Source organism: Flavobacterium movens (assembly GCF_039581425.1).
Taxonomy (GTDB): domain Bacteria; phylum Bacteroidota; class Bacteroidia; order Flavobacteriales; family Flavobacteriaceae; genus Flavobacterium; species Flavobacterium luteolum.
The window spans coordinates 167,232-181,528 of record NZ_JBCPXY010000006.1; the positions used below are offsets into that span (position 1 = coordinate 167,232).

The 14,297-nt window shown below is 34.0% G+C and carries 11 protein-coding genes; 5 read left to right on the forward strand and 6 right to left on the reverse strand.

All coding sequences use genetic code 11. From position 1 onward, the window contains the following. Positions 1-78: 78 nt before the first annotated feature. The 3 genes from AAYQ05_RS12815 to AAYQ05_RS12825 all read right to left on the reverse strand — a co-directional run bounded on the left by AAYQ05_RS12815 (position 79) and on the right by AAYQ05_RS12825 (position 2,153). Complete coding sequence (locus AAYQ05_RS12815; RefSeq protein WP_343543818.1) at positions 79-891, reverse strand: SDR family oxidoreductase; 813 nt, start codon at positions 889-891, stop codon at positions 79-81. Positions 892-1,037: 146 nt separating this feature from the next. Next, positions 1,038-1,700, reverse strand: a complete 663-nt coding sequence (locus AAYQ05_RS12820; protein WP_343543819.1) for a bifunctional 4-hydroxy-2-oxoglutarate aldolase/2-dehydro-3-deoxy-phosphogluconate aldolase — start codon at positions 1,698-1,700, stop codon at positions 1,038-1,040. Between the two features lie 3 nt (positions 1,701-1,703). Next, positions 1,704-2,153 (reverse strand): NanQ anomerase/TabA/YiaL family protein, encoded by a 450-nt coding sequence (locus AAYQ05_RS12825; RefSeq protein WP_308069369.1) that lies wholly within the window; start codon positions 2,151-2,153, stop codon positions 1,704-1,706. A gap of 184 nt (positions 2,154-2,337) precedes the next feature. Here AAYQ05_RS12825 and AAYQ05_RS12830 point away from each other — a divergent pair, with 184 nt between their 5' ends. Next, entirely contained in the window at positions 2,338-3,345 is a 1,008-nt protein-coding gene (locus AAYQ05_RS12830; protein WP_343543995.1) for a LacI family DNA-binding transcriptional regulator, read from the forward strand. A gap of 225 nt (positions 3,346-3,570) precedes the next feature. Here the strand turns inward: AAYQ05_RS12830 and AAYQ05_RS12835 are convergent, their stop codons facing one another. Next, the gene (locus AAYQ05_RS12835; protein ID WP_343543820.1) at positions 3,571-4,740 is read right to left on the reverse strand and encodes a BT3233 family polysaccharide utilization protein; all 1,170 of its coding nucleotides are present in this window, start codon (positions 4,738-4,740) and stop codon (positions 3,571-3,573) included. A gap of 215 nt (positions 4,741-4,955) precedes the next feature. Between AAYQ05_RS12835 and AAYQ05_RS12840 the strand changes: the two genes are divergently transcribed. Continuing rightward, positions 4,956-5,600 carry an HAD family hydrolase gene (locus AAYQ05_RS12840; RefSeq protein ID WP_343543822.1) on the forward strand — a complete coding sequence of 215 codons (645 nt, stop codon included), beginning with the start codon at positions 4,956-4,958 and terminating at the stop codon, positions 5,598-5,600. 152 nt (positions 5,601-5,752) lie between these two features. Here the strand turns inward: AAYQ05_RS12840 and AAYQ05_RS12845 are convergent, their stop codons facing one another. Together AAYQ05_RS12845 and AAYQ05_RS12850 are read right to left on the reverse strand one after the other, a co-directional pair. Further along, positions 5,753-7,684, reverse strand: coding sequence for a metallophosphoesterase (locus AAYQ05_RS12845; RefSeq protein ID WP_343543823.1), 1,932 nt, complete (start codon positions 7,682-7,684; stop codon positions 5,753-5,755). Between the two features lie 394 nt (positions 7,685-8,078). Next, positions 8,079-9,143: a phosphatidylinositol-specific phospholipase C1-like protein gene (locus AAYQ05_RS12850; RefSeq protein WP_343543824.1), complete on the reverse strand. Its 1,065-nt coding sequence runs from the start codon at positions 9,141-9,143 to the stop codon at positions 8,079-8,081. 266 nt (positions 9,144-9,409) lie between these two features. Between AAYQ05_RS12850 and AAYQ05_RS12855 the strand changes: the two genes are divergently transcribed. The 3 genes from AAYQ05_RS12855 to AAYQ05_RS12865 all read left to right on the forward strand — a co-directional run bounded on the left by AAYQ05_RS12855 (position 9,410) and on the right by AAYQ05_RS12865 (position 14,297). Beyond that, on the forward strand, positions 9,410-9,934 hold the full coding sequence (locus AAYQ05_RS12855) for an RNA polymerase sigma-70 factor (protein ID WP_343543825.1): 525 nt from the start codon (positions 9,410-9,412) through the stop codon (positions 9,932-9,934). A gap of 84 nt (positions 9,935-10,018) precedes the next feature. Continuing rightward, positions 10,019-10,942 (forward strand): FecR family protein, encoded by a 924-nt coding sequence (locus tag AAYQ05_RS12860; RefSeq protein WP_343543827.1) that lies wholly within the window; start codon positions 10,019-10,021, stop codon positions 10,940-10,942. A gap of 70 nt (positions 10,943-11,012) precedes the next feature. After that, a complete protein-coding gene (locus AAYQ05_RS12865) occupies positions 11,013-14,297 on the forward strand; it encodes a SusC/RagA family TonB-linked outer membrane protein (protein ID WP_343543829.1) in 3,285 nt (1,094 codons plus the stop codon).

A 14,297-nucleotide genomic window follows, 5' to 3' on the forward strand; every position in this document is an offset into this window, starting at 1 on the left:
TAGGTTTAAATTAGTTGTTTTTATAAATTAGATACCTACAAGGTTTTGGAAACCTTGCAGGAGAGATTGGACTAACTCTTAAATACTTGTTGCCGCAAATCCGCCGTCGACTTTTAAGATAGTTCCCGTTACGAATTTTGACATATCGCTGCATAAAAATAAAAGCGCACCATCAATATCTTCAGGAGTTCCAAATCTTCCCATTGGTGTGTGATCGATTATTTTTTCTCCTCTAGGAGTTAGTTTCCCTTCTGGAGTTAGTAATAATGCACGGTTTTGTTCACCAATAAAAAATCCAGGAGAAATAGCATTTACACGAAGTCCTTCGCCATATTTTTGGGCTAATTCAACAGCCATCCATTGCGTGAAATTGTCGATTGCTGCTTTTGAAGCAGAATACCCAACAACTCTCGTTAAAGGTCTTTGCGCCGATGCAGACGAAATGTTGATGATATTTCCTGATTTCTGTTTAGCAAAAAGTTCCGCAAAAACCTGAGTAGGAAGCATCGTTCCAATAATGTTCAAATCGACTACTTTTTGTAAATCGTCGCTTTTCATATCATAAATTGCCTGATCTGGCTGAATCGTTGCACCCGGCATATTTCCACCCGCAGCATTGATTAGAATATCAAGACGTCCGTATTTTTCAACAATAAAATCTTTGGCTTTTTCTAATTCTTCTTTGTTTAAAACATTGGCCTGAACAGCAAATCCTTGTCCGCCGTTTGCTTCGATTGCTTTTACTGTGTTTTCAGCCTTTTCTAATGATTGCGAAACGATTCCGACAACAACACCTTGCTGCGCCAAAACATTTGCAAATCTGCTTCCTAAAACACCAGCGCCACCGGTTATTAATGCAATTTTTCCTTTTAAATTAAATATTAAATTCATGTTTGTTATTTTAAAAATTCCAATACTTTAAATTCCAAATTCCAATTTGGAAATAAAGTACATTTTTGTATAATTAATTTTTACTTTTTAATTAGTCTAATCAGTACAAACTGAGTTTTTGGAATTTGGGTTTTCAAATTTGGAGTTTATTTTCTGATAGTTTCTATCAGATCCAAAACCCTTTTAGTTTCTTTTTCAATTGTCTCATAAGCACCGTATTCCATTACTTCTTTGCTAATTAATTTGCTTCCCATACCAACAGCAGAAACTCCAGCATTAAACCAAGTTTCAATGCTTTGTCTGGTAGTGTCGACACCGCCAGTTGGCATAAAAATTAAATCTGGGAAAATATCTCTGATTCCGCTCATAAAGTCAGGCCCTAAAATATTTCCAGGGAAAAGTTTGATGAATTTTACGCCTGCATTTTCAGCTGCAATAATTTCTGTTGGCGTCATACAGCCAGGAGTGTATAAAACTTCTTTTGAAATTAGAAACGAAGCCACTTCAGGAACAAATCCTGGACTGATAAAAAAGTCGGCTCCTTCTAAATAATAGGTTTCTGCTTGTGCTAGGTTTTTTATTGTGCCAATTCCTAAAAGCATTTCAGGCATTTCAGCATTTCTTACTTCAATCATTTTTTTGAAGTTTGAAAGTGCTTCAGGGCCACGGCTTGTATATTCTACAGCTCTGATTCCAACATTGTACAATGATTTCAAAACTGCAATGCTTTTGCTTTCGTCCGCATTGAAATAGAGTGGAAGCATTCCTTGTTTTAGAATAACATCGATAGAGTTCTGAATGGTACTCATTACTTATATTTTTACTTTGATTACAATTTTTTTCAATGGCCCGCTTCCAATCATAGCAGAATGAACATCTTCTGGAAACAGAATTGTAAATTGTTTTTCTTTTATTTCAAAAAACATATCGGGTTTGTCATGAAAGAAACGAACATCTCTTTCATCACTGTAGTCTCCATTTGGGCTTATGCATTTTTCTCTAGGTTTCCATGCAAAAGTTTCTGGACCAATGATAGAAATCTGTATATCGATGTTTTTATCATGGCATTCAAAACCTTTAATGCTTTCTTCTCTTGTGCTTCCTTCGCCAACAATTACAATTAGTTTTAAGCCTTCGCCAATTTCATAAGCTCCTTCTTCAAGATTGGCAATATCATTTTGGTCTACATATTCAAATGCTTTTTTGAAATTTGGGTGCAGACCATAGTATTTTGCTGCATTATGTAATGAGTCTATTATCATTTTGTACGGTTTTATTTTGGTTTTTTAATGTTATGTGTATATTTGCGTGTGCGTACACGGTAATTGTACAAATGTATGCAAAAAGTGATGTAAAACAACTTATTTTTAATAAAATAAATTAATTTTACCCGACTGCTATCATATTTTTAACTTAAAAAGAATCAATATCATAACAATTAAAAAGATTGCCGAATTAGCTAATGTCTCTGCTGGAACAGTCGACAGGATTATACACAAACGTGGACAAGTTGCTCAAGAAACCGTTGATAAAGTCAATGCGATTATTGAGGAGTTTGGCTATACGCGAAATATTCTGGCAAGTAATCTGGCGCTGAACAAGAAATTTCATTTTGCTGTTTTTCTTCCAAAATCCGAAACTTTAGAATATTGGAAAAGTCAGGCAGAAGGTATTGAAAAAGCAGCTTTGGAGTTTAGCAAATTCGGAATCGTACTGGATTACTTTTTTTACGATTATAATTTGATGTCTTTTAAAGAAACGGTGCAGAAAATAATGACGTTTGATTGTGACGGTTTACTATTTGCTCCAATTTTTTACGCCGATTCGGTGCAGTTTTTAAAGGAATATGAAAAGAAAAATATTCCAATCGTCATGATTGATTCGAATATTTCTGAGGAGAATGAGCATGCTTATGTGGGACAGGATGCTTTTCAGAGTGGGTATTTGGCAGGAAGATTAATCAGTTTTGCAGTGAAAAATGAAAGACAGATTTTGATTTTTAAAATTACCCGTGAGATTGAAAGTACTTCTGTGTATCAGCAGCGCATCAAAGGATTTTATTCTTATTTTGAAGATCATAACGAATTGACTCATTTTAAATTCTCAGAAGTGACTTTAAAAGATTCTGGAATTGATCAATTAAGTTTGGAAATGTTTTCGGGAGTAAACAGTGTTTTTGTACCCAATTCTAGAGCTTATATTGTTGCCGAATTTTTAAATAAAAACAATATAAAAGGTGTCAGAATAATCGGTTTTGATTTGCTAAAGGAAAATATTGAATATCTAAATAAAGGTGTAATTGATTTCTTAATCAATCAAAGGCCAGAAGAGCAAGGCTATTTGGGAATCAATTATCTGTATAAAAAACTGGTTCTTCAAGAAGAAACTGAAAAGACACATTATATTCCGTTAGAGATTATTTTGAAGGAGAATTATTTTCCTGCTAAACGATAGTTTTTTTGCCACAGATTAGAGGATTAAAATGATTTTATTTCACGCAGATTTTGCTGATTTAAGAAGATTTAATTCAGAATTTTATTTATAGCAAATTTGCTTAAATCTTTTTAAAATCTGCATGAAACAAAAAAAACTTTGCGTCTCAGCGAGTTTTCGAGACTAAAAAATGAAGCTTTAAAAAAGAAAAAGACTTTGTGGCTTAGTGCCTTTGTGGCAAAAACATTATTTGTTAACTTTCACAATCAAAGGGTTATTAATTTTATCCGCAAAAGAACTCAAATACTTTTCCCATTCTTGTTTAGTCTGGAACGGACTTCCTTTTTTCCATCCGAAACCAACATAATAAATAGCTTTGTTGTTTTTAACCGCAATATTTCCGTACAGATTGCTCAGGTCTTTTTCGTCCGTAACATGATTGTCAAAACTTAGTAAAGTGTTTTTTGGAGCAACTAAACCTATTCCAATTTCAGAATCGTCGATTGGCTCCCAATAGCTTAGCCAGCCTTCTTTAAGATTTGTTCCAATAGTTCCTTTTTTCTCATGAAGCGTTAATCCTGCGGCAATTTGTTTGGTTCCAGTAATATTAATTTCAAAGCGCGAAAGCTGGCTTCCGTAATCTAAACTGATTAATTTTGATTCCGTTATTTTATTTCCTTTTGCGTCCCAATCGGCATAAGTTAGAATAAAACTGGTTCTAATTGGGCCCGTTGTAATGGTTTTCCAGCTGATGAAATTTTTAGAGAAATAATATTTCCCATCTACATTTACTGCAATTCCGCCCACACCGCGACTGTCGCCCACATGAAAATTGTCCAGACCTTCACCAGTGTCTTTATGATACGTTCCTGTTCCGTTAGTGGCTTTTTCGTACCATTTATTAATGATTGGATAATCGACTCTTTTGAGCCAGGCATCGATTCCACTGGTTAAAGTTCCTCCGGGAATTTTATCCTCGACCATTTTTTGGGCTACAGGTCCGTAAGTTCTAAAAGCCACTTTATTGTTTTCCCAAGCATAATCGTCTGTACGTTCTGGAACAAATCGAGAGTAGCAGCTAATCACTTTTGAAGCGTTAGGATTTGTTCCCACCAAAACTTCAAAATCCTGTTTAGAAGAAGCTTTTATTTTTGGCTGAAAAAGCAGGACATCAGCATTTCCGTCGCTATCATTATCTACAGTTTGTGTTTCCAAAAAAGTATTATTGCTAATGTCTTTTATGGCATAATTTTCAAGCTTTGAATCTGCATGTAACCCAAGTGATTTTTTAGTCAATTCGACGGTTTCAAATTCTCGGTCAACTTTTAAATTGTTGGTAATCGTAATGATTTTATTCTGAGAAAAAGCAGCAAAATTAGCTGTCAGAATGGTTATGATAAAAAGATGTTTTTTCAAAATTCTTTGGTTTTTAATATTTCAAAAATTAGGTTTGATAGGATTATAAAAGTACAAATCAAAACGGAATTGAAAATACAGAATAGGAGTAATTCTGTACAGAATGTTGAAAATGAACAGAAAAGCTTTTAAAGAGGAAATAGATTATTTTTCGTAATTTACATTTCCTGATTTTACTACAGGAGGAATTTATAATTAAATGAAAATCAACAGAAATGGTTAAATGTATTATTTTCGATTGTGATGGTGTTTTGGTCGATACAGAGAAAATTGGTAACGGAATATTGCTTGCAATGGCGCAAGAACATGGATTTGAAATGGAATTGGAAGATGCGTACCGTCATTTTAATGGCCGAAATCTAAAAGATTGTTTCAGACATATTGAAGAAGCAATTGATCAAAAGCTCCCTGAAAATTTTGAAACAGAATATCGTGAAAAGAGTTTTGAGGCTTTTAAAACCCAGGTAAAACCAATGGAAGGTATTATTGCTTTTATCGAAAATATTGAAAAGTTGAAGATTCCGTATTGTGTTGCATCGAGCGGACCAGAAGAAAAAATTCGTTTGAATCTTGAGGTAGCAGAGCTATTGGATAGATTTGAAAATAAAATATTCAGTTCATACCAAATTGGCAGCTGGAAACCAGAACCCGGAATATTTCTTCACGCTGCTGCAGTAATGGGATTTGATGTAAAAGATTGTATTGTTGTTGAAGACAGTAAAGCTGGCGTTAAGGCTGGCGTAAGTGGCGGATTTAAAGTGTACGGTTTTGCAAATGGTTTTAACAATGAAGATTTAGAAGAAGAAGGAGCGGAGCTTTTTAGTTCTTATGAAGAATTAAGTGAAAAACTTGGATTTTAGGTTTTAACCGCAAAGAGCGCAAAGTTTTTTAAAACTAAATTTTATAAAAATAAAAAAGTTCGCAAAGCTTTAAGTTTAGCTTTGCGAACTTTGCGTTTTTAATAAGTCAGCAGAGATAAAAAACTTTGCGTGCTTTGCGGTTAAAAAAAGAATTACTTCAAGCTCTTAATCTCACCATTTTTCAAATCAACTGTAAAATGATCTGCAGGAACTTCATGCATGAATTTATTGAAGATAATCAGGAATAATTTCATCTGTTTTTGCAACGGATTATCTTGTGAAAGATCAGCTTTAGAACCTTCTAAAAATAAATTAGACAACACTTTGTATTCTTTCGCTCTCTGAATTCCAACATCGGCAAAAGCCAATTCATCTGCGCTTCTAAAACGATAAAAATCTACCAGAAGATCGTAACCAGTCCAATTGAAGTTTTCTTTTTTGAGATTATTTTGAGCTAGGATTTTTTCCGATTTACCTTCAGCTTCATTCCATTGTTCTTGAAATTGCGCTTTGTTTTTTAGTATGAAATCAAAATCTTTATCAGATTGCATATTGGCTAAAACCAGTAAATCTTTCGCAGAAACATTCAATATAAAATCCTTGAAAGCAGAAGGCCAATCGTCTTTTAGAAATCGAAGACGAACTAATTCTTTTAAATGAAAATCGGTAAAATCATGATAGTTTTTTGTTTTTAAGAGGTCAATATTCCAAATGTCTTGTGCGTTCTGACTTTCCAAAAACTGATATTCCATTTTATACAAATCAAAAAGTTCGTTGTACCTTGAAACATTGTCAATAGTAATAGTTTGAATATCTAGAAGATTATCCTTTTTGAAAGTCAATAATTTGTAAGCAGGAATATAAGCTGCTAAAGATGGTGTTTGAATATTAACCAAAGTATTTCCTTTTGCAGAAGTTCTAACTCCTGTATCGTTGATGTGCATATGTCCGCCAAAATGAATTTTAAGTCCTGCATCTGCAAATACTTGTGCGACTTCCTCAACAGGAACACGATTTAATTGCCATTTGTTAGGACCAAGCAATTCTTTGATTTCTGCCGAAGCATCATCATTAAAATCAATCATTGGAAAATGACTGAAAGCAATTAATGTTTTTCCTTGTTTTTTGGCTTCCGCCGAAATAGCTTCAACCCATTTTATAAGATGTTTTTTATTCGTAAGCACATTGTTGTATCCTGTGCTGGCTTCACTGTAATTCTTAGAATCTTTTTCTGCGGAAGCATTTTTCTTGGGTATATAAACATTTCCATCAATAGCCATTAGCCAAAGTCCGTCAATAGGTTCTACAACATAACTAACATCTGGAACTTCATAACCTGGCGCTACTTCGTACACTCGATTTGCTAATTTCGCACTTTCTAAAGCTTTTTCGAATGTATAATTTTCGCTTGAATAAGTAGAAAATGGTGTTGCCCAGAATTTATATTTTTTATTGGGATAAAAACCAAAATTCTGAAGCTGATCTGTAATTCCTAAATAACCCATTTTAGCAATGTCGGCGGTAACAACTACTGGCTGTTCGATGTTTAGATTTGGCTTATAAAGGCCTTCTTTGCTATAAATGGGTTGACTTTTGCCTTCTTTGCCTAAGAAATCTTCTTTCCCAGATTCTTGCGCAAACGGCCCAACTGGATCATGATTTCCGGTAGTAATGAAGAATTCGATTCCGTATTTTTTGGTGTATTGGTCTAATATTTTGGCTAATCCGCGAACATGAATTGGCTGGCCGTCATCTGTATAATCTCCGGGAAGTGCTGCATATTTGATTTTTCGCTTTGCGATATCTTCTAAAGCGGCTATAAAGGCAAAATAATTTTCATTGAAAATACGTGTAGAGTGAAGCTGAGATGACATGGTTCGTACCAAAACATATTGTCCCGTTTTCGGATTCAAAACGCCTTTATAATCTGAATCTGAAAACTGGCCAAATAAATCCTGTAAATGCACATCGGATAAAAATGCGATTTGTGTTCCGTTGAGGTTTTTTGCTTTTTGTGCGGATGCATTATTGTTGAAAAAAACGACAAAGAACAGTATATGTAAAAATGTATATCTTGAATTCATAGGTTTTGTTTTTTTAGCGCAAATGGCGCAAAGAGTTACGCAAAGTTCGCAAAGGTTTTTGAGCATGATTTATAAAATAAATGAGATCGCAAAGCTTCGTGGATTTTATGTTTTTAAAAAGAATAATTATCAAACATAGCCTGTGGTTTCAACCGCAGGAACACAATGTATATCATCGTCCTCTCTACATTTCTAAACGAACATCATCCATTTTTTTTACCTGAGCGTTCCCGCGGTTGAAACCGCGGGCTATATTCGAAAAGCTTTGCGAACTTTGCGTTTGTAAACGCAATCTTAAATAAAAAATCTTAGCCAACTTTGCGGTTAAAATTATTATTGTTTCAAGTTTCAAGTTCCAGAAATAACTTGAAACTTGAAACCTGAAACAAAAAAACTATTTTCCAGTAACAGGATTATTTCTAACATAACTTCCATCATCATATTTGATTTGATATGGTGAATTAAAGAAAGTACTTGGCAGATAATAATCGGTTGTGATGATTTGTGCTCCTGATTTTTTAGCCGCTTCAAAATGCGAATAATCGTTGGCACGTGCTTCTTTGGTATCAGAATCTGCTCTTGTTCTTATGATGTATCCTTTTTTTACTAAATCTTCAATTTGTGGATCTTCAGAATTGTTTCTAAATAATGCTGCAGCTTCTGGTTTTCCGGGTTCGGCGTTAATAAAAACGGCGCGTCCCCTAAGGGACGGATGATTCAATGCGTACAAATCTCTTTTTACGCCGTTATTATCTAATAAGAATAAAAATCGCCCTTTTGCTTCTTTTAATGTTGGCCAGTTGCCATGCAAAACGGCTTCTTCGAGTGTTTTGTATTTTCCTCGCACCATATCTGGCGTAATCAGTTTGTCTTTTCCTAATTCTTTTCGGATTACTTTGTCCATTTCGTCAAAAACGGCTGCGGTGAAATCTTCTGGTTTTGTTCCGAAGAAATTGGCATCGCCGTCTTTTGGTTCTAAAGTGATAAAAACCGGAACGTGATTTGGATTGGCATCTGACCATTTTTTTAGTTCCTGCAGACAGATTTCGAAAGTATAGCAAGAAGTTCTAAAATCGATATCCTGCATATGGAAAACCTTAAAACCTGGTTTTTTCATTAACCCATCAGGATCGTAAGCTTCTTCAGATTTTGCAATATCTAAACCTTTAGGATGCGCATATTTTCCGCCTTTCGCGTCAGCAAAAATATCGATTTCTAGATTGCGTAGCCCTTTGTTTAATTGATCTGTAATACTAATATGAGTGTATTGCAAACCTTTAAGCGATCGAGAAGTATCTCGTGCCTGAATGGTATTGTATAAGTCTGTTTCGATCGCGTGGCGATAGCTGTTATGCGATCCGATAACCTGAAGCTGGTTTATTTTCAGATTGTCGTTTTGTGCTTGAACGCCAAAATTTACAGCGCTGGCAAATAATAATGTGAACAAAAATGGTTTCATGATTCTAAAATGTAATTAATACTGTTTGACTGGGGACGCATCAAAAGAAAATTGCATTTTTTGAAAGGGACTAAGTTAAAATCTGGTATTGGTTTCTATGTTAGATTAAAAAAAAGAAATCGCAAAGACATTTCTATTTCTGTCTTGAAAAAGTAGTATTAATACAGCAAACGTGTTTATTTTTTAATTTAAAGATAACCTTGACGCAAAAAGCATTGGGTTTTCATTTTATTATTTTACGATATTAAAAAGCCTGTAATTGCAATATGAATAATCCTGAAATTTTTGAACAAACGTATAATCAATATTGGAAAAAGCTTAATGCGTTTTCTTATACGATGATTCAGGATAAAGACTTGGCACAGAACATTGTTCAGGATGTTTTTGTGGATTTATGGGAAAGAAAAGAAGAACTGAATATTAATGCAATTGAACCTTTTTTGTTTCGTGCGGTTAAGAATCAGGTTTTTAAACATTATCAGAACAATCGTTTTGATAAGACGATTTTAGAAGAAAAATTCGAAGACTACATTATAGATAATTTTTCGACTATTGATCCAGAAGTGATGGATCTGCTTTATGCAGCATTAGACAAACTTCCAGAAAAAAGAAAAGAGGTTTTACTAATGTACAAATTTCAAGATATGACAATCGATCAGATTGCAGAAGAACTTGGAATTTCGAAACAAACCGTAAAAAATCAGATTTCATCGGCGGTAAAACAACTTCGAGAAGGCTTAAAAGACTTGGCTTGGCTAGCTCCATTCATTATTTTCAATCAAAAATTTTAAGATAACTTTCGCTTGATGTTTTCATAATATTCGGCGATAGTACGATTTCGTGATTCTGGTACTTATTCATAACAATAAGTATTTATGGTAAAAAGAATCAAACATAGTTTAGAGTTTCTGCTGGATAAAAGTTCGCGAGGAAAAGCTTCATCGGCAGAAGAAAATTTATTACATGATTTTGCTTTCAGCGAATATCAAAAATCAGAATGGGATAATGATCTTATGGGAAATCCAGAAATCGAATCTCAAAATATGTACGACGAAATTCAGTTAAGAATTGGAAGAAAGAGATCTTTCCGTCCTTATTTAAAATATATAGCTGCTGCCAGCATTCTTTTTCTGCTTGGTTTGGGATTTTTCTTGAGACCAAATGTTTTAGACCAAAAACAAATCACATTTAAAACGTCATCGATTCCCAAATCTATCCAATTAAGTGACGGTTCGAAAATTTATCTGGCAGCTAACTCTTTATTTCAGTATCCTGAAAAATTTGCAGGCGATCAAAGAACGGTTTCTTTACTAAAAGGAAATGCGTTTTTTGAAGTCGCCAAAGACAAACAGCATCCTTTTATTATTCATTCTGGCGAAATACAAACCAGAGTTGTAGGAACTTCATTTCACATTCAATTATCAAAATTAAACTGTAAGGTAATTGTGGTCACCGGAAAAGTAAATGTTTCTGGAAAAGGACAGAGCGTTGATTTGGTGCCTAATCAAGAAGCTTTATTTGAAGGTCAAAAATTAACCAAACAAATGGCTGATAAAGCATTTTTGGTGAATTGGTACAATGAAGATGTTACGCTAGATCAAACTACATTAAAACAGGTTATTACCATTTTACAATATAAATACGGAGTTTCATTTAAGTATAATAACGAACACGTATTAGCAACGCCGTTAACGGTATTCATTAAGAAGGACGCGACATTAGAAAATGTTTTGGAACAAATAAATTATATCACAAACCTAAAATTCAAAGTTTATGGCGAAATAGTAAAAGTGGATTAAAAACAAAAAAAGCAGTTGCGGGAACAACTGCCATTAATAATTAAGCATCGTAAAAACAATTACTTAAATCATGTATTTTAAACCTTCTTATTTAAATCTAAAGAGTTTTGTCTTTTTAGTTCTGGCTTTACTTGCCTTTCAGAGCGGCTATAGTAAAACTAATTTGTTAAAAGAGTCAAAAGTAGCAAATAAAATAGAAAAAGCTACTCTTGTTTCTATTTTTTCAAAATTAACACAACAGACTGATTACAAATTCAGTTACGGACAAGCTGTAATTGCTGATAATACAGCCTATACAGTAAATTATAATACAGAGTCTATTACGGCAATTTTGAATGATCTTTCTAAAAAAGCCAATTTCAATTATAACATTAATGGGAAATTAATTTTAATTCAGAAAACAGCTGAACCAAAAGCAGTAAATACAAAAGCAGTTGAGAGAATTAAAGTAAAAGGTAAAGTGGTAGACGAAAATAAATTGCCAATTCCTGGAGCATCTGTAATAGAAACAAGCACTTCAAACTCAACAGTAACTGATTTTGATGGTGTTTTTGAAATTACTGTTGGAGAAGGAAAAACAATCGATGTTTCGTATGTAGGATATAAATCTAAAACGGTTGCTGCACAGAGTGGTTTTATGACAATCCAATTAGAGCCGGCTACTGCAGAATTAAATGAAGTTTTGGTTGTGGGTTATGGAAGACAATCTAAAAAAGACGTTACAGGAGCAGTTACGCAATTGGAAGCGGCAAACTTTAAACAAGGAGTAAGCATTTCGCCAGATAATTTAATTCAAGGAAAAGTTGCCGGTGTTCGTGTGGTGAGTACAAGCGGTGAGCCAGGAGCAGGAGTAAACGTAACCATTAGAGGTGTTGGATCTATTAGAAGCGGAAGCACACCTTTGTTTGTTGTTGACGGAATTCCGTTGTCTAATGACGATGTGAGTCCATCGGGAACGAATGTTGGTTTTGGAAGTTCTCAAGCTAAAAATCCTTTAAACTTTTTGAATAATAATGATATCGAATCTATTACAGTTTTGAAAGATGCATCTGCATCTGCAATTTACGGAGCTAGAGGATCTAATGGAGTTGTTTTGGTAACGACTAAAAAAGGAGCAAAAGGAGACGGAACTCTTACTTTTGATTCGTCTTTAGGGATTTCTACTGTAGCAAACAAACTAGATGTTTTGAGTGCAGATCAATATAGAAATGCAATTAAAGATAAAGCTTTTGATCATGGCGGTAATACAGATTGGCAAGATGTTATTTTTAGAGAGGCTATTACAAAAAGCAATTCGCTGGCATTTTCTAAACAAACAGAATCAGGAAATTATTATGCTTCTGTGTCTCAATTGGATCAAGAAGGTATTATTAGAAATAGCAATTTTAAGCGTTTAACAGGAAGAATTAATGCTGCTGAGTCATTTCTAGACAATAAACGTTTAAAATTAAAATTTAATCTTACTGCTAGTGAAACCAAAGATGATGGTGTTCCTACAAGTGATGACGGAGGTTCTAACGGACAATTGCTGGTGCACACGTTAATGGCAAACCCAACGAGATCGGTTTTTGATGCAAATGGAAATTATACCAATTTTAATATGAATGCGCATTACAATCCAGCGTATCTATTAAGTATTTATACCGATCAAACACGTACTTTGAGAGTTTTAGGAAACTTTGAAGCTTCTTTAAGAATCGTTAACGGATTAGAGTATAAATTAAACCTAGGTATCGATCGTTCGATGTCGGAAAGAAATACGACTATTTTTCCAAACTTGACAGATTTGAATCCCAAAGGGAAATACGTTCAGAACAATTTAGATTCTAAAAACTCTTTGGTAGAGCATTATCTAACTTATAATTTAAATTTAGATAAGCATAAAATTGAAGCTTTGGGAGGTTTTTCATACCAAAAATTTGAAAGATCGGGAACAGCTTTCAGTATTGATGGAATTTCGAATCAAGGAGAAGGTATTCCGCCTTCCATAAATCCTGGTTTCAAAGGAACACAATCTGGAACAACAGGTTATGCGCAAGAGAATGAGCTGCAGTCTTATTTTGGAAGGTTGAATTATGGTTTTGATAATAGATATCTTTTAACAGCTTCTATGAGAGGTGACGGATCGACTCGTTTTGGTAAAAACAATAAGTATGGTTATTTCCCATCATTTGCTTTAGGATGGAATATTGCAAACGAAAGTTTCCTAAAAGACTCTTCGACATTAAACAATTTAAAACTAAGAGCAAGCTGGGGACAAACAGGAAACCAAGAAGTTGAAAATAAAATTACTCAGGCAAGTTATTCATTGTCTGGCGCTGATGGATATTATTTATACGACGATTTAAATTTAGTAAACGGAGTTTCTGTAAATAGAACGCCAAATCCTGATTTGAAATGGGAGGTTGTGACGCAATTTAACGTAGGTTTAGATTTCAATTTATGGAACGACAAATTGTACGGAACATTAGATTATTTCAATAAAACAACTACAGACGCTATTTTGAATGTTCCTTCTCAAGCTTTGAGTCCAACAACTACAATCTGGACCAATATTGACGGTAAAATCATCAATAAAGGTATCGAGTTTATGTTAGGTTCTAAGATAGTGGATACTAAAGATTTTTCTTGGAATATTGATATGAATGGGGCAACCTTACATAACAAAATTGAAGATCTGCCGGTTTCAGAAATCTTAACAGGAACAATTTCAGGGCCTGGACAATCTGGAGTAAATGCAAATATTTACAAAAGCGGATATGCTGCTGGATCATTCTATTTATTGCAGCATATTGGTTTTGATGCCAATGGAGCAAATATCTTTAAAGATCAGAACGGAGATGGTGTAATTGATAATAGTGATAGAATTATTATTGAAGGTGCGCTTCCAACTTTCTATTACGGATTTAATAGTGATATGAGATACAAAAACTTTACATTCTCGTTCTCTATCATTGGGCAAACTGGTGGTTATTTATTGAATAATACAGGTTTGAATGCATTAAACATAAACAATTTGGCATCAGATCGTAACGTGGCAACTGGATATTACGAGTCCGGAGCAAATCCTACAAACTCCCCAATCTTGTCAACTCTTTTCTTAGAAAAATCAGATTTCATCCGATTAAATACAGCTCGTATTGGTTACAATTTTGACTTAAAAGGATTAAACTGGATCAACGGATTAACACTTTATGTAACAGGTCAGAACTTAATTACGATTACAAACTATACAGGTTATGATCCGTTAATCAATAGTCCGAAATCAAACGGAGGAAATCAATCTATCGGTATCGATTATGCAAGTTATCCAACTTCTAGAACATTCAGTTTTGGAGCAACTTTAAAACTATAA

What these genes read in the sequence shown, in the direction of transcription:
- AAYQ05_RS12815 (WP_343543818.1), bottom strand. Translation starts at nt 891, where the DNA reads ATGAATTTAATATTTAATTTAAAAGGAAAAATTGCATTAATAACCGGT.
- AAYQ05_RS12820 (WP_343543819.1), bottom strand. Translation starts at nt 1,700, where the DNA reads ATGAGTACCATTCAGAACTCTATCGATGTTATTCTAAAACAAGGAATG.
- AAYQ05_RS12825 (WP_308069369.1), bottom strand. Translation starts at nt 2,153, where the DNA reads ATGATAATAGACTCATTACATAATGCAGCAAAATACTATGGTCTGCAC.
- AAYQ05_RS12840 (WP_343543822.1), top strand. Translation starts at nt 4,956, where the DNA reads ATGGTTAAATGTATTATTTTCGATTGTGATGGTGTTTTGGTCGATACA.
- AAYQ05_RS12845 (WP_343543823.1), bottom strand. Translation starts at nt 7,684, where the DNA reads ATGAATTCAAGATATACATTTTTACATATACTGTTCTTTGTCGTTTTT.
- AAYQ05_RS12850 (WP_343543824.1), bottom strand. Translation starts at nt 9,143, where the DNA reads ATGAAACCATTTTTGTTCACATTATTATTTGCCAGCGCTGTAAATTTT.
- AAYQ05_RS12855 (WP_343543825.1), top strand. Translation starts at nt 9,410, where the DNA reads ATGAATAATCCTGAAATTTTTGAACAAACGTATAATCAATATTGGAAA.
- AAYQ05_RS12860 (WP_343543827.1), top strand. Translation starts at nt 10,019, where the DNA reads ATGGTAAAAAGAATCAAACATAGTTTAGAGTTTCTGCTGGATAAAAGT.
- AAYQ05_RS12865 (WP_343543829.1), top strand. Translation starts at nt 11,013, where the DNA reads ATGTATTTTAAACCTTCTTATTTAAATCTAAAGAGTTTTGTCTTTTTA.